Consider the following 25,541-nt stretch of genomic DNA (forward strand, 5'->3'; position numbering starts at 1 on the left):
ACCACCGAGGTAGTAGGAACATTTCTGATACGGAATATGGTTTGCTTGGACGGCCAGCAGTACAACGCGCAAGCACTCGGACATCAAAGCGGACAATGGATGGCGAGCACTCCCTCACGCCGCCGGGACGTTCCGACGATAGTCTTGGATTCGATACGAAGCAGTCCTGCTCGGCAAACTCATCGGTGCGTTCGCGCTCGTTAGTCTCGTCCCGTACACTCTCGTATTCTTGCTCGGTGCTCAGAGTCCAGCTGCGATACTAGCAGTGATCGGCCAATTTATCCTCGCCGTCGCTGCGGGGATCGTACTTATGTATGTCATCGCTCGTGGGAAGCACCTGTCCGACGACTGAATCGCATCGTGTTCACCCACCGTTTGGAGCATTCCTACAAGAGTAATCACGAAAACTTGGTGACCGATATGCGTCCTGTAATCAGCAGGTCCTGATCGAACTCCCGATCGCTGTCAAGAGTCGCGTGCTGACTACAGAGGATCAAGTCAGCACAGCGGTCTTGATATCAAAGACGCCAACCCTTACCACTCGCGCACGATTCTTGTAGATGGGCGGTGCCTCTGACCACGACTGAGGCCGATGGACAGACGAGGTGTTCTCTTAGCCGAGGAGTGAAAACAAGGCATAGGACCCCACGAGCGACATCATCGGCGTGATCACCCAGAGTGTCACGACGCGAGCTGCCGCTGCGTGGTGGAACAAGCCTTCGGCGGACAGTTCCTCTGGGTCTTTTTCGCCGATGCTAGACACACGATCCCCGGATGCGTGCTGCCTGTCCGGGTGAGGAGTCTCGCTTTCAGCGAGTTCGCCCACAGTCGGGCCCGAATTGACCCCCTTGTTGCCTTCAACTGGGTGAAGTTTGAGTGCACCAGTTGTAAACTTTGGAGCGGATTCATCGGCAGGGGACTGTGTGACTATTTCTGCGAGCGTCCGCGCTCGGCTTGCACGGCCCCACCCGAGTCCAATAATACAACTGGTCGTACTCACGGCGAGACTGGCTGGAATTCCGAGCCACGATAGGACGGTGATAATCGTCGCACCCACGGTCGAAACAATGAGCGCTGCCAGAATCGGCATCTTAGTAATATCGTTGCCAACGGTCGCCAGCGTCCGCCGGGCAATCGTGAAGCCGCCCACGCTGATGGCCCCGATTGCGAGGAGAATCGCCGGGCTGGGGTCAAGGGAACCGTTACCGACAAGCGGGGCGACTGCGTTCGCCGCGTTCGAGGCCCCGGCACTGAACCCCATGTAGCAGGCAATTGCCACCACAAGCGCCGACCCGATCAGATCCCGAGGCGAGACGTTATCGTTGACCGATAGCCGTGGGAGCCTCCCCTGGGTATCGATTGCGATCAACGGGTTCGTAAGGCGACCAAATTCGAATTTGGCGTCAAGGTGCGGGTACAGATATCTGCCGATAAACACACCTGTGAAGACGGCGATCAGTGGGGCGACGATCCATGCCGACAGGATGGTAAACATCAGCGCAGTGTTGAGCGTCCCCGTTGCCAATCCGAGTCCGACGATTGCTGCGACGGCTGTCATCGAGGTTGACGCCGGGACACCGTAGAGGTTCGAGATCAGGAGTGCCAGCCCGGTAAAAAAGAGGACACCAACGCTCGTTTCGGGTGTAAAGGCTGCTGCATCGACGATTTCGGTACTCATCGTCGTGATGACCTTCCGCCCAATCGTCCACGCTCCGAGGAACGCAAACACGGTAAACAGTGCCCCGGCAGTGACTTTTCTGACGGCCCGGCTGCCAACTGCCGGACCGAAGGCAACACCGGTTGATGACCCGCCGATATTGTACCCGACGAACACCGCCACCAGCAATCCCACGAGAATTAGTAATTCTGCCACGTGCGTATGCCCGGTTCGCACGCGAAAAAATAGTGCCGTTTCGCTGCTGAACTGTTGGCTACGACCGATAGACCAGTAACACGAAGATTTAGCACTTCACAACTGAAGTCCCACTAGTCTCTACCGATTCGTCTCCACACGGGTTGCTCAAAGATCAGTGACCGATATGCGCGGTGTATCTTGCACGGCTCTGGGAACCTCTCTTTGAACTGATGAAACTGTCCGTGGTCAATACGCACGCTCATCCTTGCGGCTGATTCGGGCAGATGTGCCTGCACAAAAGATCCTCTCGGTGCTGACTACATCCTCTGTATCCAGAACGACCGTTAAAACAAACCCCCACATTAGGATTTCAACGGGGATGGTTATTACTACATACCAGGGGAATGAGCGATGCTACTCGTCACTACGATCGTCGTTGGGAGACACTGAGTCGGCCGCCTCAATGAGCGACTCTCCGAGCGCACGCATCCCGTCAGCGTCAGTACGCACGGTCACCTGCCGATTCTCACCGTCACGAGCCGCGTTAAGAACAACCGCGACGTCTGCCGATGAACTCCCAGCAGGTGCAACTACCCGTGCTTGCGATAACGTTGGTCGAGAATCCTCACTAACGAGTTCGGTCCGGTCAATCACGGACATGAGCTTCGGAAGTGTCTCGTCGTAGGTCACGCTGCCTCACCCCCACTGGTGGCAGACAGGTTGTCTCCCTCATAGTCGTCAATTGCGTCGCCCGGAGCGGCGTCAAGGAGCGCACGTGCGGTACCGCCATCGCGGCATGACCGCGCTCGGTCCTCAACGTGGTTGACCCACCGCTCGATCGCTCCGCGGGAGAGGTCAGTCTCGTCTGCGATCGAACGATATGACACGCCGTCGGCGCGCATCGCGAGCGCATCCACGACGGTGTTGAATTGCTCACTTGCCACCAGATACTCATGCGCGTCGTCGAACTCGAGACCAACCGGTGGCCGGGAGTTCCACATTGCTCGCTGTTCGCGGTCGTTCACGGCCTCACGAGCCTTCCTGATCTCCTCGCGTTTGATCGCAGTCTCGACCGTACGGCGAACACCGTGTTCCATACTGTCGACATCAACGTCTCCAGCGACAAACGCGAACTCGGCGCCGCCCGAGGCAGCTGCACGCCGCCATTCCGCGAAAAAGTCGTCGCGGGCCAGTCGGGAGTCGTCCCAGGCGACCACGTAGTCGTACTCTCCAGTTCGCACCCGATCAATCGCGTTCAGGATCTCGTCGTTATCGTCAATTCTCGAGTCGTCCTTGTCCCGTGATAGTATGCTAAATCCGGTGTGGACACCTAGGTCGACGACATCGCATTCATCGGCAAGATCGCTCGCGAGCGCAGGTACCTGTTCGCGCTGGAGGCGGAGGCTGGCACCATCCTCGTCGCCTTGCGATCGTCGAATGACCGCGAGCGCCTTGCTGGTGGTAGCGTCACTCATCGGTGATTGTGATTTCGAGTGTGTTCCCGCTCTTGATGTTCCACTCAACACGGGCTCCCGCGAGGTCCATCGCCTCGGCGATGCCCTTAGGAACAGTCGTTCGATACTGCTCAACAGTTCGGTCTTCTCCGTCGGAGTTGGTGGTGGTACTCGTGGTCTTCGTAACGGTCGTCTTGGGCATCAGTAGTTAGTGCTAAAGGTTGCACTACACTTAGTGCTAATTACTGGTGTCTCGGAACCCCCGAGTAGTGGGACACACTGGGCAACCACCTACCACCAGTTCCTATGTTTCCAACCATTCTGACTAGAGCCATCATCGCGGCTCACTTCCTCAAGTATGGTAAGTAGTTCAGGACTTGTTGTTTCACCTAATAATCTCAAGAAATGTCTTTTATATGTGGCTCAAAAAGAAGTCTCTAACTACACTGGAAACCAGTATGGCCGATCAGGAAGAATACCGTGATGCAGCCTCCAAGTCCCTAGCTCAGGCTAATGAAGCTGAAACCTGGAGAGAATGGGTCTCCATCTACAGGGATTTTTTCAAAGTGATTCCTGGCCAGGTCAGAGACCGAGACACCCCTGTAACTGCCATCCTGATTCTAATCACCATAACCGTCTTCACACTCCAATCAGTCCTCTACCTCTACATAACCGAGAGTTTTCCCATCGGAATCCTCGTCATCCTCACCCAACGCAGCGCCCTAACAGGCCTGACCGCCTACCTCTTCGTCGACTTCCCGTGGATAGCATGGCCTCTCGCAGAATTCCTCCACAAAGGAGTAGGCCACTTCGTCGCCAATATCGCTCTCCTAGCGCTGTTCGGGAAAATAATCGAATCTCGATTTCAGACCCGTTACTACATCCTATGGTTCGTTGGAGTCGCGATAATCGTCAAACCCATAGATGCACTTATCACTCTTTCAACGAGCCCGAAACCAAATGTCGCGGTATACGGTATCAGCGACTTCGTCTACTCTCTTGGGATCTACACTGTAATGACAGTATACAGTTCTGAACACGGAGATGAGATAGAATATCTGGGGATGGTGGTAGGAGTGGCTGCTATAATCCAGATCCTCGTTCAAGCGACGACGGCGGTACACCATATGTCAATACAACCCCTAAACACCGCTCACCTGTTTGGCGGACTCCTGGGAATAGTAGTATTTGGTATCGTCAGGAAGCACGAATAGCGGGATCGAACTGGCAAGTTCTACCAAACAGTAGTTTCTGTCCGTCCTTGTGTGTCGAAGTCTTTGACGTCTACGGCGATCGCCTTATCTGGAGTCGCGAGTCCATCCTCCTGATTGACGGGTCGGGCAGGAGCCTGCTTGCACACTTCGACCACGTCGTAGGAGATACCGCGGTTATCCAGGAACTCAAGGGCCAACTCAATTGGGTCGTTCATGAAGCCGTCACGATGGATTGCAATATGGTCGGGCGCGTTGCCGCGGCGCTCTTCGTACCCTAACAGCGACTGCCTGGCGATCCGGCAGAAGGCCGGTGTGAGAATGCGTTCCTATCGTGAAACAAATAATGGTTGGGTAGCTATCACTCAATCACGATAGTTCAGTACGTCCTGAATCATGCCATTCACAGCAACCCGCGATGACGAACGTGTTCTTCCCCACGAAGCAGAATCTTCTGATGCGCTAGTCTGTCCCATCTGCGATGACGCGATGAGTGTTGTTGACGAGCATCGGCGACGCGGTAGTTTCGTTGCTCGGCACTTCCGTCATCAGACTAACGATGAATGCTCAGGTGAGTCAATTCCGCATCTACGAATGAAGGCGATCGCCTTCTCGAAACTCGTAGCCACCTACCCTGATGCGGACGTCAGTATCGAGAAATCAGTCGGTCCACGCCGGGCAGATGTTCTCGTCGAATTTCCAGAACCACGGTCTCCTCTCGGGAAGGGAATCGCCGTCGAGGTTCAGCACCGGAACAACTCGAAAGACCTCTTTGCGACTGACCAAGATTACTACGACGAAGGTTTCAGTGTCCTCTGGCTATCCGAACAGCACTATGCCGAGTACGACGTCGCTATTGATCATGTCCAGCCCGTTTGGCCGAAGGCTCTTCCTCAGCTTCGAGGGTACGATGGGCTATCATGGCCAGTTATAGACGAGCCTTCGACTCCTGAGATCCAAATTCCACTCCCCCCTGACTACCTGGATCACCACCAGTCATCGATTCGCGACGCCTTCGAACGGGGGCAGCGCCAGCGGTCAAACAGGTCTTGGACGACGCATCAGCAAGTGTGGATAAGTAAACCACATCAACCCACCAACCGATCTCTGCAATTCGCTGAAGCACCTGCTGGAGGGTTCTACCTGAAGCTGAGTAAAGGCAAGAAAGGACAGCGCCCCGAATTTGTCCACGTTCCGCTTAGGGAAGGTGACATCGACAGTTTTCAGCATGCCCCAGATGTACTCAATTCGGCACTCGAAAAAAAGCTGGTCGAGGGAGAGTGGCAGGATCTGGATGTTTGCTGGATCAAAGCGTACGCTGATCCCATAACGGCCTGGCTGAAAGTCATTTCTACCCCTGATAACGACTATCTCTTAGAACTGGGAAAGAAGGATGCGAACGGACAATCAGATCGGGTAAAAACGGCGTTTACGCCCTCAGAGAGGTTTCACTACCGCTTTCGTGACTTCTTCAATAGCCTCGAGCCGTACCTCTCAAAAGAATAACTTACTCCGGACATTGATAGCCCAAGACGAGCCGAGAGTTCTCGATGCTATTTATTGACGGTTTGCTTAGGAATGTCTGACAAGGGTTTATCCTATAGGAGATCCTATATCTGTCCATATAGGAATACATAAATGAGCGTGAGAGCGGCCAGCTTCCTCGATAAAGGAGGAACAGGGAAGACCACTAGTATCGCACATCTCGGCGTTGCACTCTCTGAGCAAGGACATGACGTCCTGCTAATCGATCTCGCCGGCAAACAGGGAGACCTCGCGAAGACATTCGGCGTCTGGCAGGACGTTCAGTCCGCTATTGAGAATGACGACGCCTGGCCGAACATCTCGACAGTTTTCGACGACGCGTGGGAGACGATCGTCGAAAAGCTCGGCGACGAGGCTGTTGAGGAACTCATCGTGCAGACCGACGAGAGTGTCGATCTAATCCCGGCACATCCTGGACTGGATACGCTTGACGCGGAACTTGCGAACATCGACGATGCTTCCGATCGATACTCCCGGTTTCAGCGCTTTCTCGACGATTACGTCGACCCGATCGGATACGACGTCGTACTGATCGACCTTCCAGGCATGACGACGAACGTGACCTACAACGGGCTTTGGGCAGCACAGAACGTTCTCGCTCCCGTCGAGATGGGGCCGTTTGAAGCCGAACAGGTTGGAGCGTTACGTGACGATCTCGCGAAGGTCGAGGCCAACTTCAACATCAGTGTCGACTTGGCGATGGTCCTTCCGAACAAAGTTGACTCACGTACGAAACTCGCTGGCGAGTATCTTGACGCCTATCGTGAGGAGTACCCTAGAGCAATCGCGCCAGAGTACGTCCCCTCTTCGCAAGACATCCGGAACGCAACCGAACAGGGACAGTCAATCTTTGCGCTGGACAATCCGAGTGGAACAGCCCGTAAAGCACGTGACGCATATCGTACCAACGCTGAAGCGCTCATAGAACGCGTCAGTGGTAACTAACCATGGATGACGAAATTGAAGAGCTGAAACAGCAGACCAGCCAGGGTGACCGATTAGACGAAGCGAGTACAGAACAGAAACGGAATGACCTCAAAACCGCGATTCTTGAAGAACTGGAGAAAATCGACGAAGGAGATCAGCAGAAAGTCGTCAGTGTCTGGGACGGGCCGATGGCAGCATTAGTTCGCGCTCTCGAGAACCATCCCGAGCATCTGGATGACGTTGGTCATCGTCTTCAGGACGAGCTCGATGTCGACCAGGAGGGCGTTGATCGGAGCGAGGTTATTCGGCTTGCGCTTCGGCTTGGACTTCGAACCGCCGCACCGGAGGCTATGAAAGCGACGCGCGAGGCGGTCAGCGATAAGGCGACAAAAAACCTATAGATACCTCTATATCGTATCCTATAGGAAAACCTATATCCACATATTCTCACCGTATATTGCCTCTCACCACATTCTAACTATAGATACAAGTGATCGGAGAGGATCTGTCAGTGGGCTAGGGTATTTACCTGACCAATCAAAATCTCCACTTACGATGAGTCAATCAAATACATCACCCCCCGCTGACGATCACGGCTTCCATGATGGTGGAGGCCCCCTCGAGCTGCCGGTGGAACTCGACGCAACCAAGATCGAGAACAGGTTTGTAAACGAGTCGGAGTACAAAATCCAAGGCCAGATCCCAGTCCAGCAAGGATCCGACCTTGAGGTGGACCTGTCTGCTCTCACCAGTACCGCCGGTTGGTACGTTGATCCTGACGCCGCCCTCTACATTCGGGGGACGGGTTACACGCAGGGGACGATAGACAGCTACTACGTCAAAATTCAACAAGTCACGACGCAAAGACCGCGTATCGTCCCGATCGAGTCAGCAAAGGTCCCGGTCGCCAGCATGGACATCGAAAAAAGTCTGAGCGATGTCGGTGTGTCGGCTTCCATCCCTGGATCCGCCGTCGTTGACCTCGTCGATCGCTACGTCACTAGCGCGACCGAAGTCATCACACAGAAACTGCTCAACGGTCGTGGTGGGATTGTTAACCTCCTCACTCAGGCTGACGGCACCCGTGTCAGCATTGACATCGAGAAACCCTACGCTGGATGGCAACACGACGTGCAGCAAATCAAAAACGACCACGATCTCCAAGCGCTTGATCCCAAAAACCACGAACACGTGCGCGCCATGGTGCAGGCCGTTCTCGGTGCCACTTGGGGAGATAGCGAGTATGAGGCGAGAATCGAAGTACCCGACCCAGACATCGATCGCCTCTATGAACTCGCAGACGACGAGAGCTACGAAGCTCTTACTCGAGTCTAACCGCTACGCCTCTTGCTGATCTACGGTTCTATTGGGAGAAATCGATCTTGGTGAATCGAACAAATGAAGATGGGTTTCCGAAATATACGTAAGTGTATGCATGTATCGGATCATGCGGTCTGGCTGCCGTATTGATGTCAGAGTGCCCATGAACCTAGCGGGATGTGTTTCTCCTTCCGAAACTGCCCATCCTCGACGCGGTTCAAAATGGCTTGAGGGACAGAAACCCCATAACTAGTGGAGGTACGTTCGGTAGGCCCCGTTTCACATTGATTCTTGAACGAATTCGGGTGTGACCCGCTCTCGGTTTTCCTTAACAGCGGAGTCCAACACGCGGCTACAGATAGCTAGGGCCTGACGAACGTTACCCTGTGAACGTTGTAGAATCACGTCCAATGCTTCATCAGTAAACGGGTCTATCGAAGAAGTTTCGGTCAGCCCAGTGCGTTCTCGACTGAGGTAGTCTGATACCAGGTCGTTCAGATGCTCGTTCGTGAGCGGTTTTAGGGCAACCTCCTCTCCGATTCTCTCGCTGAAGGCATGATACTCACTCATGACGTCTTGCCAGACTTCGGGGGCACAGCCAAACAACATACACAACCCGGAACTATTCTGGTCCATCAAATGTCGAATACTGTTGAGCGTAGCCTGCTCGTTTTTCGGACTGAGACGCGCGATACTCTCGAACTCGTCGACGAAAACGAATATGCCAGTGTAACCGAGTTCGAGTAGCATATTCTTGAAAGCGGTGAACGCCCGGACGCCCATCGTATCGTCATCGAGTGCGCTGTGGATCTCCATCTCCTTGCGCTGCTCATATCGGATGCCCTCTGCGGTCAACCACTGCCAAGCATAGAGGTTGGTGTCTTCGTACACCATGTGTACGATCGCACGAGCAAAGTCGGCAAAGTGAGTCACATCGCTTAACCGTCGAACCGCTTCCGGGACGAGCTCAGAGAGAAGGACGTCTCCCTCATCGATGAGCGATTTCATTGCGCTCGCGCTAATTGGATTCGCATCTGTGACGTCACGAGCAACCGAGGCGAGGTACTCGTAGGCCAACTCTTGGACTTGATTGAAACCTAGGTCGTACACGAACTCATGATAGATGTCGAGAAAGCCCTCTCCCGGTTGAGCGACGTACCCAACGACGACATCGTCCCGGTCCCGTAACAGAGAGCGGGTATATTTGAGCGTATGTGACTTTCCGTTGCCGTATTTCCCAGTGATAACGAGATGCTTGGACTTTCCAGTCGAAAGCATCGTAGAGACTGTGGAACTGATCTTTTCGGAGACGTGCTGTTGACCACAGTATATTTCGGGATCCTCTGCGGGAACCGGGCTGTACGGAAACGGATTGGCCTCAAGGTCATACTGTGAGTAATCTTGCTGTTCGTCTGAAATGTCGAATGCGTCGGCCATTATGTATCCTCCTGGTGGAACGTAACGTCGCGGTCGTGGACCGCGAGGTAGTAGTATTGTTTGTCGTACAATTCAACGCCAGACATCACCTGCTGTGTCGACTGCGACGTGGAGACTAACGTTCCCTCATCTGCCACGGAAATCCGCTTGATCCCGAGAGCAGAATCTTTAGCCTCCGTATCCATCGGAGCACCCGAGAGCTCGAGTTTGCCGACATTTTGCTGGCAAAGAGCGACTAGTGCCTCGTCGAAACCCGCACGTGAACAACCAATTCGTTCACAGACTTCCTCCCGAAGTTGCGGTATCGACAGATAGCGCTGTCGCAAATCTACGCCTGCTGTCTGTTCGAGGTGGTCATAAGCGTCAAGCACCACGAAAGGGAAGTTGTCCGGAATGCTGGATTGGCTGGTCAAATAGTAGCTCCCAGTGAAGGCATTCCGCTGAACGCGGCCTAATCGTTCGGCCCAGTCACCGACGACCTCTATGCCGGTCTGGTTGAAGGAATAGGGTGTATACTTCTGGTCTTCTTCCAGACTCTCCAGAAGGGTATCGAGGTCTGTCGGTTCGAGCTGCTCCAGAACCTCGAGAAATGTTCCGTAGTGGGGGCTACGAGTCGCGAGGATTGAACTCACTTGCTGCCAGTTCTCATTCCGAATCGCCTCTAAGAAGGCTTCGCCGATAGCGGTGGTCCCGTAATAGGAATCGTCATCTGATTCGCGTTCGTCCAGCAGATCGATTCGTTTTGCTTCCAGAATCGTTTCTCGCGCTCGCCGATGACTTACATCGAGGGCAGTTTCGAGATACTCTGTCGTTTTTTCATCGTCTTCACAGGCGTGTGTGAGTTCGACTAAACGGCTCAGTGTGACTGGACGGATCGTCGCACGTTCGTCACTCATGTGAGCCTCCTCACTTGCTGTTTTGCGGTCTCGTAGGCACGCTTAGTGACTTCGTTGCCCTGGAATCGAAGGTCGAGATAATTCTCGACGTCTCGATCGGACTCAGCTATGTATTTGAATCGCCGAAGCTCCGTTGCAAGTGCCCAGAGATTATGCTGAGTGAGCGCGGTTCGATCTTCCCGGATGTCTTCTAAACTCCGTTGCCCACAGATCGGACAAGGGCAAGGCAATCGATCTAAGTCCTCGATGTTGTGGAGCTCTTCCCCTCCAAAACCAGGTATCAAGTAGTTACGATTGCCGGCACTTCTGATGAACGCCGACGAGTCGAAACTATCGACACCGAGATAAAGTAAAAGTGGTTGATAGACTAATCCACCGAGCCCATAGACGTGTAGATGTTTCTCCGTCGCATTTCTTGCAGCCAGTACCAGCTTTGTTACCTTTTTGTAGTCCGTCCGGATCGGGACCATACTACCGAGTGCGTATCCGTCAAAATCCCCGTGGTTCTCCAGGTACTGGATATTGTTCCGAATCGTTTCTGGATCGTACCCGTGAACGCTTGCAAAGAGTAGAGCATCGCCAGTATGGAGATCACTTGCCTCGAGAGCAAACTCGATGCTTCGGTCGATACGCCGTTGATTCTTTGCTGCACGGTTTTCTCTGGACAAAGGGATGTCAATTGTCCCGTGTATGTCGCTATCTAATTTCTGTTGAGTTTTGATCGTCTTTTCCGGCGTAGTGTCGATCTCCTGTTCCGAAAAATCGAATCCACCGCTATCAGCGAAGATGATGGTGTCTTCTGGAACGTCCATCTCTTCGCGGAGGGTCACACCATTCGTTAGCCGATTCCACATCGGGTCCCGGTTCCGTATCGATCGAGCGTTAATCATCGCCGCGGAAAACTCCGGGATAGTGCCGACGTACTTGGGAGTGTTATCACTCGATCGCTTCCCCACGTTCCTAACTGGGAAGAGAACTGGTGTATCCAGTTCTCCGTGGGGAAGATCGAGTTTCCGTTGTCTGTACAGCATCCCTCCCGCTCGGATATGCTGTTATCTTACTTAGATAATGGGGCGATAGAGGATCAGAAGAGGTGAAGTATAGAGGTCCGCCTTAGTAATTTCTCGTCTAATACTTCTCGAAGGCCATCTGAGTAGGTTCCTCTTCTACACGACGACAGAGGCCCTCAATCGCTTCAGGTTCCAGTGATTCGACACTGTCTATACGGTGTGCGAAATTCTTCATATAGTGTCCTTTCAACCCTACTACGATTGTGCCGTGGTTTTTCGCGTCTTCTGTGCGGGCAGGCACTGACACGATATTATCGAACTGGTCGTCGACGAGTTCCCGGTTGAAGACGACTCCAATACGGTCAGAACGAACGTTCTGGACCATATTATCGATGTCAATGCTGGTGTAGTAATCCTTCCCGAGAGTGAAGAAGACTACATCGTAGTCTGACTCGTTCAGCACCTGCTCTAAGTCGGCCTGAATGCTGAGTTGTTTAGATCGCTCCCTGATGTCGGCAACGCCCATCGAGCTGAACGTCACTTCGTATGGCGGCAACGGTTCGTCCTCGGAAACGAGGCCGAAGCCTGCACTTATGAAGTACCGCTCGACATCGTGACCTTCTCCTTTGAGCCGTCTAACCGCTTCCTTCACGAACTCCTGCTGTCGGCCCGTGTAGAGATCCTTGGCGTTGATTGCGGGAACATTATCGCGCTCCAAGAGCTCTTCTCTCGAGAATTGGAGCGTCTCTTTATCATCGAAGACGGGTGCACCTTCGGGGATGTCCTTCGAGCCAGAACATTGGTCGATAACCAAAATGTCGAGCCCATCCTGGACGTTGATTTTGGGTGGGTGAGGCAGGAAGTCATCCCCAGCTATGTAATTCTCTCCGCACGCTTCCAAAGCATTCTGGCGCAGTTTCGATGGATCTTGGAACGTCTGGATTGTGCAGTTACTTTCCTTCACGGCATCTACGATGTGCTCGTCGATTTCTCCGTCAGGTGTGTGGAGGAACACCTTCTGGTATCGCTCTGCTTGCTGACCAAGGTTTTCAGCCATGCGACTCCGGGCAAGCGAAACGCCGGTGGGGGTCTTGTCCCACCACTCTCGTACACCGCCGGCGTCCAAAACGCCAACTTCGGCAACTGGGAGATCATGCACCTGCTGCCAGAAGTCAGGATGCTCGGCTCGAAGGTAGTCCTCGATAGTTTCGTAGCCGTTCAGAGATGCCGTACCTCGAGTTCCGATGAGGATTTTCGGTAGCTCGTCGGTGAACTCGTCGTAGAACCGTCGGGTGTTATGGAATCCACGTCGACGGTTGCGGTCGTTACCACGGAAGATACAGACCTCGATACTGTTCTCGGTACAGATCGAGCAATCGCACTTCTCCCAAGGTCGGTTTTGCAGTGTACGCTGGTACTCTTCTAAGAGGTCTTCGTCGCCGATCCACGTCGCGTAATCGTGAACGACGGTCCAAATCGCGTCATAAGTAGTTTCAGGATCGTCGTTTTCGGTAGTCATACGCGGGAAAGGCTCGAACTCCTGCTGTGCGACGGTTAGTAGATCAGAATACTCTTCGAAGCTAACCGGGTCCTCGGGATCGTCTTTCCGAAGAAGCTTGACCAGCTTTCCTCGAAGATTGTCGCTGAAACTCGCTTGTAGCTCTCGGGCGTACTCGAAATCGTCTCTAAAAGCGGTTTCGACTTCTTGGAGTAGCGAAGCGTCGTATTGCTCGTCGTGACGGTGTTCACGCAGATATTCTCGAGTGGCTGGAAGGACCTTTTCTGCTTTCTTTTGCCACTCATAGAGCGCGTCAACGATGGGTTCCTCAGAATCGAAGGCTCTCAACGCAACTAGCGTCTCGCGGCCTCGAAGGGACTTCTCCACGGCCTCTGCAAGAGAATCGCGGTTAGATGGGTAACGTACCCGAATCGCGTCGTATCGCTCGTTGTTGTCAAGCCGGTAATTCTGCCCTCCTGTCCATGCCGAACGGAGCATACTCGCACTATCGAAACTGGTCATCCCCGATCGACCGACCGTCTCGAATCCTTCGCTCTTCGCAAACCCGAAGACGTGCGAGTCAATGCGAGTGTTATTCTCGCGTTCAAACTCCTTTACAGACTTTCCGACGCCCTTCACGATTTGCCTGACGTCATGGATGGGACTGCCAGCGACGCCACCGATACCGAGATAATCGTATCCAATGTCGAGCACTTCTTCCGTGGCCTCGATATACGTCTCGGGGTTCCAGCCCTGGATCGCTACCATTAGCCGGAACGGGTAGTTACCTCGGTGGTACAGGTCGTACATCTCCTGAGCGTTCCGGAGAGTAAGCTCGTAGCGGAATGCTGCGTCGTCCTCTCGGTACACCGCTCTGGGATCGCGAGCCAATCGCGCAAGTACCGTATCGACGTCACCCTGGAAGTCTTCTGGAGCAAAGGCCTCGACCTCCTTCTTCGATTGAGTACAGATGGTCGGTTCGTACTCCTCGACGTAAGTAGGCCATTCGTTGGGCCACTCGTCGACCATCAAATCGACGACGTCAGTCAGTGCGTCTGGGATGTCACTCTTCTTGAAATCGGTATGGAAGGCGCGTTCGTCGAGGTACAGACGACCCTTGTCTTTCCCCGAGCCCAAAACGAGGTGATCGATAGTAACGCCGACTGTGACCTCCAGCGTTTCGTAGAAGTCGAGCATCTCGGCGTTCCCGTACGGAGGGAACGGGAGTGACTTGTAGCCCCACGCGCCGCAGTCGCTGATCGTAGGAAGCCATTCTGGAACGGACAACACCGGGTCATCGTAGACCCCGTACTCGGCGAGACGATTTGCTTTGCGAGTCGTCTCTTCGACTTGTTCACGCGAAATTAGCACGCCATCGATCGGGGTTGTGTCGCGCTCGAAAATGTCCCAGATGTAATCTAGATCCCGCTCCTGACGGTCGAGAGTAGAGAGTTCGTCGTGTCGGAAATCGTAGTGGGAATCGACCGCGTCGTCCCACTCAGGAACGTAAAATCTCACAGATTCTATTCACCGTCTTACGCTAAGTTGGTTCCTCCTTATGAATCTCCCTTTCCGCTTCGTCGAAGTGTAGTTCCGGAACGGATGAAAATATTATCACGTTAGGACGTACCCGAGCCCGAGGTGGGTTTTTCTGGTCTTGTTGAACCCCACAGCAGGTGATGGAGATTAGCGGTCGTGCTGGAATACAGCGCGCGTATCTCAAACGCTGGGATTGGATTATAATTCTAGAGCCAGACATAGACGGTATGGAGGTTTTTTCGTGGAACGTCCAGGGTGCGTTTCCGCCGGCCGGATCACCTGACCGAATTGACAAGCAGATTCGGTTCATTGTGGAGAATGCCGACTGTCCCGATCTCCTGATGCTCAACGAAGTGACGACTAACCGGCGTGAACTCTGGTATAACAAACTGGAGAGCATTGCCGGGTATGCGGAAATCGTGGATACCTTGGATTGGAGTCGCAAACTCGGAGAGCTTGACATTCCCCCCTTCCAAGATTTCAACGGGGTGAACGGGAATCTCATTGCGATACACGAGGATAGTGCTCTGGAAGACCTCAGTAGGCAGACGCCAAGTATCAGTGAGCCCCCGTTTGGTGACGCTACCCGCAAGCACTGGGATACAAATTTCCCTGAGAAAATTCTCAACGCAGAGGTTGATTTCGGTGACACAACGATTGATCTCTGGAACGTACGGACCGTGCCTGGGAATATGTTCGGAGAGGAGAAGATCAAGATTCTGGAGAACGTATACAATCGCATTCTCGCGAAAGAGACCGGGCCCCGAATACTCGCAGGGGACTTCAATGCACCCAAGGCTGAGACCGAGGACGGTGAGGTGATTCCGTGGCGAAGCGAGAAGGACGATGCACTATCGGAGCGATGGCAGGCCGCAGAGTGCAACATTCTGACAGGTCTAGAGGATGTTGGGATGGTAGATGTCTTTCGAACAATCTACGGTTACGGTGATCTCGATACACTAGACATCAGTCATCCTACGGGAGACCGTGATACCCTGACGGGGAAACGATTCGACCACGTGATCGCATCAGAGAGCCTGAATCCTGAGGACTGTTATTATGACGCTGATGGACTCGAATGCAGTGATCACGCTCCGCTTTTTGTCCGATTTTCGCCTAACTTCTCTACCTGAGACTGCTAACGGTAGTGAGGATAGCCCCTCTATCCAGCATACGAGTTCTATCAACTGGGGGAGGTTTTGACAGAACCCGGTTTCTCTAAGAGAGGCGAACCCCAAAGCTTGGTTTGTTGGTCACTGAGCCGATTTACCTACGGTTAAGACGGTTCTCGACCTACACGTTTTTGACGCGCGGTGGTCCACAGAAGTGGGCCCGGTGGTGAAGACACCGAACCCGCGCTGTCTGGAGCAGACAGCATGTACATAGTCGAGGACGATTCGCAAAAGTCCGACGATGGAATAGTAGACGCAACTATCGCATTGCCCTCAACGGAGGTGGAGAAGAATGGCAGCTAAGAGTGACGTCGACACCCAACCGGCTTCGGTTCACAAACTCCTCGGCAACGAACGGCGTAACCTGCTCATTCGGTACCTCTCTCTATTCGAGGAGAACGCCTCTGTAACAGTCCGTCACATCGCAAGGGTCATTCGAGGGATAGAGACCGGAACTCCGCCCACGCAGGTCAGTACAGGCGATTACGAATCAGCCTACAACGGACTGATCCAAACGCACCTCCCGAAACTCAGCGCGAGGGGCTTGATTGAGTACGATGAATCAGCGAAGGAGGTAGTGGTAACCTCCCGTCTCCAGAGGTACGCATCGATCTCTGTGCTCGCTCAACTCGCCATCTCGGTCTAAGGTCACCTCTTCAGAATAAAGTAAGTCACCAGTCTACGCGGCCAATATCTTTATCTCTTGACCGCATTTGATCCAGTGGACGACGGCCTACCGCGTAGTGGGATGCGCGGTATGCTCTGGAATTACGTCGTCCCCACCTGGGAAGCTTGGGAGTTGCCATCCTCCATCGGTGGCACGAACTTCCCTTTTGAAATAGTGACACAGCACCGCCAAAGTAGCCGGTATTAATTTGTGTGAACACAGAACACCCGACCATGCCAAGAATCTCTCAGTCAACCACGCTGGAACAAGTTGAACACATTCTCGGGAGTGGATCTGGGATCCTTGATTTTGCAGTTGAAGGAGAGAATGACTACTACACGTGGGAGGATAGTGAAGATGCGAATTGGGAGATAGAGGACGTTGACTGCGTCAAAAACGTTGAAGAAGATCGATTCATCATGTTCCCTGAAGGAGGTTCATTCACCTGTGAGATCAAAACCGAAGAGGATGAGAGTCGAGTTCGCTGCTGGTGCGAGTAACCGGTTTTGTACGAGTTGACTCTGGTGAATCACTGAACAGCGGCGACTTTCGGTAGGAAATCCCATCGTTCAAGGCGTCACGCTGGAACGCTCTTGAATGCAACTTCGAAGGATCCGCGTTGGCGCGCTAATTGGACGGTTTCACAAAGACTCCAAGACACTAGAACCTGATGCGGTATGGCGATCCTCCCGAACCTACGAGTTACTAATAGCAGTGGGATCTGAAAACGCAGAGATGATAGATAGAGTTCAATTTAGCAGGCATTAGTGCATGTGTATTTATATAAATCTGGCAAGTATCCTAATACCAGAATTTTCATACAATACCTCTTGCCACGTCCCCCAATTCTCAAGGAATGTGTGCAACCTGCCCACATTAAGATAATAAATCAAAGTATTTTGAGCACGTATTGAATTTGAGTTATAAAAGTTATCTTATGAGTGGTAGGTTACCTAGCACATGTCTGATTTCGAATATAGGGTTTCGGATTCCGTCTTGCGATTTCTGGAACTATGTGGGCAATTTGCCCACATTATAGTAAAAAGTCTTTCACAAGGTGCATCAGGCGTACTGTACAATGGTAATATTATTTATAGTACGAGAGGTGATACACAGAATATCATTTGGATGATTTCAGAGTCGTCTCGATGGCCTGCGATTTTTAGATCGATGTGGGCAGGTTGCACACATTTGTGTCATCCCGAGAAGCTATATTTACCGCCATCACAAGCCATTCGAGCGTTTCGGTGAGAAATAAAATTCTGAATACTACTTTGGCCTCTATAATATTCTTAGAAAGTGTGAGGTCAGCAATGGTGAGATTCGACGAAAACTCTCACACTTTCTCTCGCCGTTAGATAGGATATTATCGGATCTAACGCGCCAATATAGCAAAAAGTGGAGTCGTGAGGGTGGTTTTGAGTCCGTAAGAACCCATGCCTATGAGCCATTAAGGCGACGAACCGAGTGAGCCAACTTGAGAAGAACTTCAGCCGCCAGTTGGGCTATCTACATATTCGCACTACTTGTATACTAGCATATGTTTCTGAAGCAGAGATCCAAATGCGCTTGTTAGGCAGGACAAGCTAGCTATAGTACGTTGGTACTAGCTGGTGATCGGGAATCTCTTGCAACCGCTCAATCGATAATTCGTCAGCCACCGAGATGTCCCATACGATGTCGAAGAATTCGATCGCGGCATCGACAAACTGCGTTCGTTCGGTATAGATCCCACATTCGGGATTCCAGTCGTAACTGTTTTCCATGAAATTCGCAGACCCGAGGAGCGCTGCCCCTTCCTCCGGTGCACCGACCGTCTGGAGTTTGCCATGAATCCCGATCTCATTGAGGTCGCGGAAGTCCATATCGGGCGTCACACGCTGATGTTCCTTGAACCGCGAATAGGTACGCACCGTCACTCGATCACGATGTTCTTTGATCTCGCTCAGCAGGTTTCGTTGAAGCCGCCGCCACTCCCAGGGTTCCTTCGTATGGCGAGTGAGCAAACGCAACTCGAAGCCATGTTCGAGAAGACGACGAATCTGGGCCACATACTCATTGAACGTATCGTCGTCGAACGGTGTCATGATGCGCAAAACCTTGTCCTCGATGTCGCGCTCGAGGCCGAGGCTGAACAAGCGGTCGGTCATTGCAGTGTACGATTCCAGTCCCGACGAGCGCCTCTCATGCCAGCGGCGGAGACGCGCCCGTTCTCTGCCGAGTCCTCGTGAGTCTCCGACGTAGGCGTCCATCTTCTGTTCTCCGAGAGCGTCCGGATCGACGAGCGTGTAGGTGAAGTAGGTCGGCGCGATCGCCCCGCTGTCGATCGACTCGTAGTCTTGAACCACCATCGACTCGGTCGCAACGGGGTCTGGTGGGAGTGACACCGTCTCTTGAGAGAGGGTGTCGATACGACTCTGAAGGTCCGAACAGCGTTCTACGAGGTGTTTCGTGTATTCGTCTCGTACAGCCTCGACATCGACAGCTTCTGGTACGGTCTCAAATTCGACGAGGCCATCGCTGACCTCACACTCCACTCCCGGAACTGATGAAAGTGCTTGGTAGAGAGAGTACGGTGTTACGCTCGGCCACCGCTCAGTAACGAAGTGCACGTCGAACGTCGCCAGGACAGGGTATGCCGCAACAGTAGCGACGACTTTGAGAGCTGCCTCCCGTTCATCAGCGCTAAGATCCGCATCTTCCGACACATCGTCGAGTCCGACCGACTGGTCCGTGTTGACTCTCTCTAAGTCGGCCTCAGTTGATGGCACCAGCAGTGACCGTACCTGGTCGAATTCGTCCTTGTATTCCTGCCGCTGGTTACGGACTGCGTCTTCGACTTCCGTTTCATCGACTGTGATCGCTTCCGTATTGGCGAGGTTTGCTACCTCGGCCATCTCCAGTTCTCCCTTCGTCGGAGTTGTTCCAATCAATCGCTGCACGAGGTCTTCTAGACAGGCTGCGTCCGCAGACTCGAAGACGCAAGAGAGGATGTCGCGATAGGATTCTGCAACAACGGTCTCAGTAGACATTGTCTGCTGGGCCGACAACGAACTGCCGATCCGTTCTCGATTGAGGTCGACGCTGTCGGGATAGATAGTCATGAACCCGAGTGACCCTAAGAGGGGAGCGAGAACGGTCTCATCCCACTCGTCGGCGAGCAGGCTGTCGAGTTCGCGTCTCGGGACGTTGCCCTCCTCGATCTCGTTGCACGAGCGAAGTACCATCTCAGCTGGCTGAAGCCGAGCGACAGTAGCTGTTCGGATGAACGGCTGTGGCTCGTCCGAGATTAGCACTACCATTCCCAGTAGGGAAATGGTGCCGTTGTCGACGAGACCGAGTTCGTCGAGCAGCCACTCGTGTATCGAGATGACGGGATCGCGGCCTCGTTCGTCATTCGTTCTGACAATTTCAGTCCGAACGTGCGGTTCGAGCCGTTCCTGTATCGACTCCCCAGTTGCTTTTGCAGCGAGTGCAGAGTACATGCTCTCCGCTGAAAGCGCCCAGAGGCGCTCAGGCGACTGCGTTCGGAGTTCGTTCGCGGCGTTGAGTGGCTTACTCATCTTTCCTCGATTCGAGGTGAAGGTCGTGAGACAGCAGGTCTAGCAGTTCGTCCTTCGCAAACGATTCGGGGTCGTTCTGCTCTACACACCCATACTGGTAGAGGCAGAACGGACATCCGTTCTCACAGTTGCACTTCGACTCGTCCGGCGAAAACGCCTCACGCATGAGTTCGACGGCGCGTTCGAACTTCTCCCCATCATCTTGGGTCAGCAGCACGGTGATACCGCTTCCGCCCTCGTCGGAGTCGTAGACCAGCGTTCCTTCGTCCTCAATGGATTCGGGAACCTGCCTGACGCTAACGCCACCGATGTACTGGAGTGCGACTCGGAGGCCGTGAGCGAAGCCGTGTTCGAGTTCTTCACTATCGAAGCGTACTCGGGCCGCCTTCGTAGAGAACTTCGTTGCAGGCCGGACAGCCTCGCTCTCATCGACGGGATGTTCGACGTTGTTCGTACAGTATGCCGAGTCTCCCGTTTTTGCGATTGCTCCGTTACACCCCTCGACACCGCACATCTCGAATACGTTCGGTAACGGATCCGCTCCACCGTCCTTGTAGGTCGCCCAGTATTTGCTCGCCGAGGCGAGTAGCGTGACGTCACCGTACTCGAACTGTCCGTGGACGGTCCCGTTTTCGTCGACGATGTCCCGGGAGAACGTCGCTTCGAATGAATCGCCTGCATCGGTTTCGACGGGAGCGTACGTGCTCTGGGGTTCCGTATCGTTCTGGTAGACCGTCGAGGGTTGAAGTTGCTGGGTACTCGGCGTCGAACTGAGCGGGAGATCGTGCTGGTACGCAATTACTCTTTCCGGGACCTGAGTGACAAGCGGCTTCAGTCGCGTCCCGCACGACTCGCAGTTGGAAGTGTCGCTATCGTACTCGGAAGCACACGTCGGACAAATAGCCGCATCTTCGAGGTCATCAGTGATGCGTGCGGATTCCAGCGGCTCCCAGTACACCTGTGTCACGACGTAGGTCTCGCTGTCGTAGAGATACGCAGCGCCAGGATGGAGTTCAGAGAGAGCGATGCGGCGCTCGCGTGACCCGTCGCTGACGTGCTCGAAGTCTTCACCGACGAGTTGGTAATCGACCGAGCTACCAACCGACCGCAATCCGAACGCAGCAGGACTCTCCCGGTTCAGATAGCTACCGAAGTCCATGTCCTCGAGTCGGTCGAGATAGTCGTTCAGTTGGTCGAGTTGACGCTCGACCTGCTCTCGCTGTTCTCGTAGGCGGCGCTTTTCGTCGCGATCGCGAGTGTTCCGTTCTTCTCGTCGTAGATCGCTTACTTCCTCGTCAAGTTCATCGATGTCGTCGTAGATGTCGTCTTGCTGGTCGCGATAGAGATCGGCAATAGTCTCCTCGAAGCTCTGTTTGTCCTCGGTTCCGGCGAGGATCCCTTCGACGATGTCCCCATGCTTATCGAGAACCGACTCGACGACACCGTCACAGTCGTTACGCTGACACTCCCCGCCGTAGCCAGCGGCGTGCTTTCGACCACACGCTGAACAAACGCTGAACGACAGGAGGTCCTCCAACCACTGCTCGATTTCGTCCCGGTTCTCGTCGAGGAGCCTCCGAAGTGCTTCGAGTGGAGCATCATCGTTCCAACTCTGAACCTGGAAGTTCGTGGACGAAAGCACCCCGGTGAACGTCATCACGTCGTTCGGTCGGGGCTCCGTTCGCGGTACTGGCTCGTTGTCACAGACGATGAGGTCTTCGAGACCGCTCTGTTCGCGGCGCCATGGGACCCATCGGGTCGTCGCAGCCCAGTCGAGGACGGCCCACGAAAGCGACTGGTGGAGCACTTCGTGGTTCACCTCGTTGAGCGGAACCTGCTGGGGGTCGGCCGCGATGAGTTCCTCTGGGTGTTCGTGGTAGTAGTAATCGATGGGGTTCCGCTGGCTGACCGAGTGAATGAGGGAATTGCCCGAAGCCCGACCCGCACGTCCAATTCGCTGAAGATACGAGTTGGCGTTCGGCGGGGTCCCGTACAGGAGGAGCGTGTTGAGGTCGCCGATGTCGACACCTAACTCCATCGCCGGCCCAGACGAGAGGAAGTGTGGATACCGCCCCTGTCGGAACTGGTACTCCAGTTTTCGCCGCTCGTCGCGATCGGTCTCACCGTAGTACGCCCGCGCGAGCAACATCATCGGGTCGGACGTCGAAACCTGTTGAGCAGTCAGGGAGTAGTGGGAGTGAGAGAACTCCGACCGGTCCTCTATCGTCGTTCCGAACTCGATGACATCATCCGGTGCGAGCCCTAGAGTGACTTCGAGCGAGGTCGCGTATTCCTCTCGGCTCGGACTGTAGTTTGTCGGCGTCACGTTGTCGACGACAGCACATTCGACCGCATCTTCGTCGACCATGACGTACCGACTCCCCTCCTCTTCGACGCGACGTAGAATACCGCGATCGACGAGGGAATCGAGATGATCGTGTCCGTCCTCGGTCTCGTCCACCAGATTTGGCTCGTAATGGTGGTTTTGACCGATTGCCTCTACGAGTAACTCACGTTCGCCCTCGCTGAGTTCGTCAATTTCGGTGTCCAGCCGAACGTCGACCAGTCCCTCGTCGCTAAGCTGGTTACTGCGGTAACGCTGACTGTACTTCCCTTCAAAGACGCGAGACACTAATTCTTCCGTCAGGTATTCGTCGACCGACTGGTCGTAGCCGGTCAGATGTTCGTACATCCCCGGGGCGTTACCGTCCTTACCGACTAATTGCCCTTCGTACTGGTGAGCATCGTCTACTCCACACTCTACGACGTCGGACAGTGTTGCCCAACCCGATTCGTCGGCCTCCGAACTGACGCTATCTACGAACAACTGGTCGAAGAAGAACGACTCTTCGGGTTCGCGGAAGTTCCGCTCGAGTTCCTTCATGTCGGACTGGCTGTCCGCGAACGAGAGCATCTTCGATTCTCCGAAGGTACTGGGATCGTCGCGATCCGCCAGTGAACGCAACAAATAGCGCCCGCTCGTCACAGCAGCATTAGCCGGACCACGGAGCATCGAGTCGTATCGCCGGTTCTTCGCGTAGGTTTCTCGCCGATCTTCGTGGTAACACGGCAGTCCGCCGGGGAAGTTACTCGCTTCCCTAATTCGTCCGTTATCGTCTACCATCCGAAAGTTCCCGTAGCCCTTCGCCCGGCGGCTAATCTCGGGATCGTCGCAGTTGCAGTTGTGTGGGCCGTTAGGAAGGAACTCGTGCCCGCAGGACTGACACTCGTCGACCATGTTGATGTCGAACAGCGCGGATCGAACGAGTTTCCGTTTATTGCAGCTGCACGATGCGGGTGGATTACCGAAATACACTTCGTCGCACCCGGGGTCGCTGCACGTCCATCCGAGGAACCGTTTGGGCGTGAGCTCGCCGTCACAGTCGTCCGTAGTGCACTCCTGACCCTCCGGATCTTCGTAGACTTCTCCACACTCGGTGCAATACTGAACATCCTCGTCTGCAAGCGGCTCTAACGAAGTGGAATGGCAGGAATGACATTCGGGTTCCCGTGCTTCCTCAACCGTGAGTTCGCCGTCACAGTCTGGGTTGGTGCAGACGTGCTTCTCCATCGAATCGTCGAGGACCATCGCGGCGTCGCAGTCGGGACAGTCATGCTGGTGGTCAATCTTCTGACGCTCGCCACAGTCCGTACACTCGTAGTACGGTCGCCAGTAAATCCGAACCATCTCCGGTGTTTCGCCGTCGACGGTTTCACACTGACATTCTCTTCGTTGGAAATACTCGAAACGGCCCTCTTCCGACGTGACGGTATGAGGTGCGAGACGCTCACAGTTCGGGCAGAACCACGATTCAAGCGACTCTTCACCACACTCGTTGCACAGTGAGAGTTTCGTTACGAAGTGGTGGTCGCACTCAGTACAGGACGACTGCGGGGTGTCGTAGACAGTCCCGCAGTTAATGCACGTATAGTAACCGTCGAGCGGCCAACTGAACAAGTGTGCGCGGCGCTCGAGAATACCCGACACCTCGCCGATAGTCATGAAGTTCGCTACGACTGTCTCCGCCTGGGACTCGGAAAGCCCAGTCTCGTCGATCAGGCGGTCCCGAAGACCGACTGGCCGAAGTGGGGTCTCACGGAGCGCCGCGTAGATCCCGCGGACGAACTCAAGGGACCCACCTTCGTCCTCGACTAAATGTTCGTAGAGCGCATCATCAACGTCCTCACTACCATCCTTTACGGCAGCGGCGTCAAGTGCTTGCCTCGCGGCATCGGTGTCCCCGGCACGTAACTCCTCTTCACTCATTTCTGCCGAAACAAATTCGTCGGGGATGTCGACGGGGAACGGTGCGTCGAGGGTACGCTCGTCTTCTTCGACAACTTCGATGTCAGGGTCGACGAACGGATTGATGCGCTGGAAGACCGTCCGTTTGTTCTCCACGGTCGCCGACGCACCGACGATGGTGAGATCGTCGTCTGCCTCACTCTCGTACCCGTTGAGTTCCTGCCGCTCTCGAATATACCGGCGCATGAGCGTCGACGTGAACGAACCGAAGAGCTCGGAATACTCGTGGATCTCATCGAACACGAAGTATTTCGGCTCGGCGACGAAGCGCTGCTGTTCCTCGTCACCGTTGACGTTGAAGAGCCTGTAGTTGATCGTGTCCGGGTTCGTCAACAGGATGTCCGCTGGCGATTCGACGATGGCGTCACGAGTGACCTTGATGAAATCGAACGTGAGGTCGTCCTCGTGTTCCACCATCGGTTCGACGACGAACGAGTCGTCGTCACGCTGCCTAACCGTCAGCGACGAATCACACTCGTCGCACGGGCAGTCGAAGTATTGGAACGTGGTCTGGAGGTACGCGAGTTCGTCGGGGTCGCGACGCTTAGTGTCACCGTCGTAGATACCAACGGTCACTTGCTCGTCCGATGATCGATCTCGATTGAGCGTGAAGAGGTAGTCGATCAATCGCTTCAACTGGTCCTGTGCGAGTGCTTTTGTCGGGTATGTGAGGACGCACTTGACGCTGTCTGGTGGATGGTCGTCGTGCTGACCCGCTTTTGCCTCAGTAATGAACTGAAGGATAGGGATGAGCCATCCCTCGGTCTTTCCCCGACCCGTACTTGCGGTCAGGAGCGTGTGGTGGTCCTCGAGAACCGATTCGACCGCTGACTCCTGAAATTCATACAGGGATCGGAACCCGGCCTCAGAGAACGTTTCGGTGACATCGTCGTGGAGGCCTTGGTTCCTGGCGAACGTCTCCCAAGAGGTGTCGCTCATCCGTGGAAGGTCCAGCACCTGGAGGAAGGGGCCCTTCGTCCGGATGAACTCAGGAAGGTCCTCCTCCAGTGACTCGCCAGACCCGTCGTGGTACCGCGAGACGAGGTTCTTGACGGCTCGCTGTGGTTGGGAGCCGGCGTAGTGTTCAGCGTACGATTCGCGCATCGAGTTCGCGAGTTCGAGTGGGTCGAAATCCATCGGT

General features: G+C 54.3%; 18 protein-coding genes. 8 read left to right on the forward strand and 10 right to left on the reverse strand.

What is annotated here, in order from left to right:
- Positions 1-613: 613 nt before the first annotated feature.
- The 3 genes from AC6I6X_RS15810 to AC6I6X_RS15820 form a co-directional block, all read right to left on the reverse strand.
- Positions 614-1,873, reverse strand: coding sequence for an inorganic phosphate transporter (locus tag AC6I6X_RS15810; RefSeq protein WP_497931512.1), 1,260 nt, complete (start codon positions 1,871-1,873; stop codon positions 614-616).
- A 668-nt stretch (positions 1,874-2,541) separates the two neighbouring features.
- Complete coding sequence (locus AC6I6X_RS15815; protein WP_497931513.1) at positions 2,542-3,330, reverse strand: serine integrase family protein; 789 nt, start codon at positions 3,328-3,330, stop codon at positions 2,542-2,544.
- Positions 3,323-3,511: an AbrB/MazE/SpoVT family DNA-binding domain-containing protein gene (locus AC6I6X_RS15820; protein ID WP_207287792.1), complete on the reverse strand. Its 189-nt coding sequence runs from the start codon at positions 3,509-3,511 to the stop codon at positions 3,323-3,325. The genes AC6I6X_RS15815 and AC6I6X_RS15820 overlap by 8 nt, the downstream gene beginning before the upstream one ends.
- 256 nt (positions 3,512-3,767) lie before the next feature.
- Between AC6I6X_RS15820 and AC6I6X_RS15825 the strand changes: the two genes are divergently transcribed.
- Complete coding sequence (locus AC6I6X_RS15825) at positions 3,768-4,523, forward strand: rhomboid family intramembrane serine protease (protein ID WP_497931514.1); 756 nt, start codon at positions 3,768-3,770, stop codon at positions 4,521-4,523.
- A 20-nt stretch (positions 4,524-4,543) separates the two neighbouring features.
- Here AC6I6X_RS15825 and AC6I6X_RS15830 read toward each other — a convergent pair whose 3' ends face one another.
- The gene (locus AC6I6X_RS15830) at positions 4,544-4,738 is read right to left on the reverse strand and encodes a hypothetical protein (RefSeq protein ID WP_497931515.1); all 195 of its coding nucleotides are present in this window, start codon (positions 4,736-4,738) and stop codon (positions 4,544-4,546) included.
- A 376-nt stretch (positions 4,739-5,114) separates the two neighbouring features.
- On the opposite strand from AC6I6X_RS15830, the gene AC6I6X_RS15835 reads away from it, so the two are divergent.
- The 4 genes from AC6I6X_RS15835 (at position 5,115) to AC6I6X_RS15850 (ending at position 8,327) form a co-directional block, all read left to right on the forward strand.
- Entirely contained in the window at positions 5,115-6,026 is a 912-nt protein-coding gene (locus AC6I6X_RS15835; protein ID WP_497931516.1) for a hypothetical protein, read from the forward strand.
- Between the two features lie 132 nt (positions 6,027-6,158).
- Positions 6,159-7,010: a ParA family protein gene (locus tag AC6I6X_RS15840; RefSeq protein ID WP_497931517.1), complete on the forward strand. Its 852-nt coding sequence runs from the start codon at positions 6,159-6,161 to the stop codon at positions 7,008-7,010.
- Between the two features lie 2 nt (positions 7,011-7,012).
- The gene (locus AC6I6X_RS15845) at positions 7,013-7,393 is read left to right on the forward strand and encodes a DUF8115 family protein (RefSeq protein ID WP_497931518.1); all 381 of its coding nucleotides are present in this window, start codon (positions 7,013-7,015) and stop codon (positions 7,391-7,393) included.
- Between the two features lie 154 nt (positions 7,394-7,547).
- A complete protein-coding gene (locus tag AC6I6X_RS15850) occupies positions 7,548-8,327 on the forward strand; it encodes a hypothetical protein (protein ID WP_497931519.1) in 780 nt (259 codons plus the stop codon).
- A gap of 264 nt (positions 8,328-8,591) precedes the next feature.
- Here the strand turns inward: AC6I6X_RS15850 and AC6I6X_RS15855 are convergent, their stop codons facing one another.
- The 4 genes from AC6I6X_RS15855 to AC6I6X_RS15870 form a co-directional block, all read right to left on the reverse strand.
- Positions 8,592-9,749, reverse strand: coding sequence for a BREX system ATP-binding domain-containing protein (locus AC6I6X_RS15855; RefSeq protein ID WP_497931520.1), 1,158 nt, complete (start codon positions 9,747-9,749; stop codon positions 8,592-8,594).
- Positions 9,749-10,645 (reverse strand): hypothetical protein, encoded by an 897-nt coding sequence (locus tag AC6I6X_RS15860; protein WP_497931521.1) that lies wholly within the window; start codon positions 10,643-10,645, stop codon positions 9,749-9,751. The genes AC6I6X_RS15855 and AC6I6X_RS15860 overlap by 1 nt, the downstream gene beginning before the upstream one ends.
- Positions 10,642-11,676, reverse strand: a complete 1,035-nt coding sequence (locus AC6I6X_RS15865) for a tRNA-guanine transglycosylase (protein WP_497931522.1) — start codon at positions 11,674-11,676, stop codon at positions 10,642-10,644. Before AC6I6X_RS15865 ends, AC6I6X_RS15860 begins: the two co-directional genes overlap by 4 nt.
- Before the next feature lie 97 nt (positions 11,677-11,773).
- Positions 11,774-14,671, reverse strand: a complete 2,898-nt coding sequence (locus AC6I6X_RS15870; protein WP_497931523.1) for a DUF6884 domain-containing protein — start codon at positions 14,669-14,671, stop codon at positions 11,774-11,776.
- 161 nt (positions 14,672-14,832) lie between these two features.
- On the opposite strand from AC6I6X_RS15870, the gene AC6I6X_RS15875 reads away from it, so the two are divergent.
- The 3 genes from AC6I6X_RS15875 to AC6I6X_RS15885 all read left to right on the forward strand — a co-directional run bounded on the left by AC6I6X_RS15875 (position 14,833) and on the right by AC6I6X_RS15885 (position 17,031).
- Positions 14,833-15,825, forward strand: coding sequence for an endonuclease/exonuclease/phosphatase family protein (locus tag AC6I6X_RS15875; protein WP_497931864.1), 993 nt, complete (start codon positions 14,833-14,835; stop codon positions 15,823-15,825).
- A 331-nt stretch (positions 15,826-16,156) separates the two neighbouring features.
- On the forward strand, positions 16,157-16,510 hold the full coding sequence (locus tag AC6I6X_RS15880) for a DUF7344 domain-containing protein (protein WP_097007352.1): 354 nt from the start codon (positions 16,157-16,159) through the stop codon (positions 16,508-16,510).
- 233 nt (positions 16,511-16,743) lie between these two features.
- Positions 16,744-17,031 (forward strand): hypothetical protein, encoded by a 288-nt coding sequence (locus AC6I6X_RS15885; protein WP_497931524.1) that lies wholly within the window; start codon positions 16,744-16,746, stop codon positions 17,029-17,031.
- 1,086 nt (positions 17,032-18,117) lie between these two features.
- Here the strand turns inward: AC6I6X_RS15885 and AC6I6X_RS15890 are convergent.
- The gene (locus tag AC6I6X_RS15890; RefSeq protein ID WP_497931525.1) at positions 18,118-20,094 is read right to left on the reverse strand and encodes a hypothetical protein; all 1,977 of its coding nucleotides are present in this window, start codon (positions 20,092-20,094) and stop codon (positions 18,118-18,120) included.
- Positions 20,087-25,537 carry a DEAD/DEAH box helicase gene (locus AC6I6X_RS15895; RefSeq protein ID WP_497931526.1) on the reverse strand — a complete coding sequence of 1,817 codons (5,451 nt, stop codon included), beginning with the start codon at positions 25,535-25,537 and terminating at the stop codon, positions 20,087-20,089. The genes AC6I6X_RS15890 and AC6I6X_RS15895 overlap by 8 nt, the downstream gene beginning before the upstream one ends.
- Positions 25,538-25,541 lie beyond the last annotated feature (4 nt).

The sequence above is a fragment of the Halosolutus sp. YCN4 genome, from assembly GCF_059736495.1.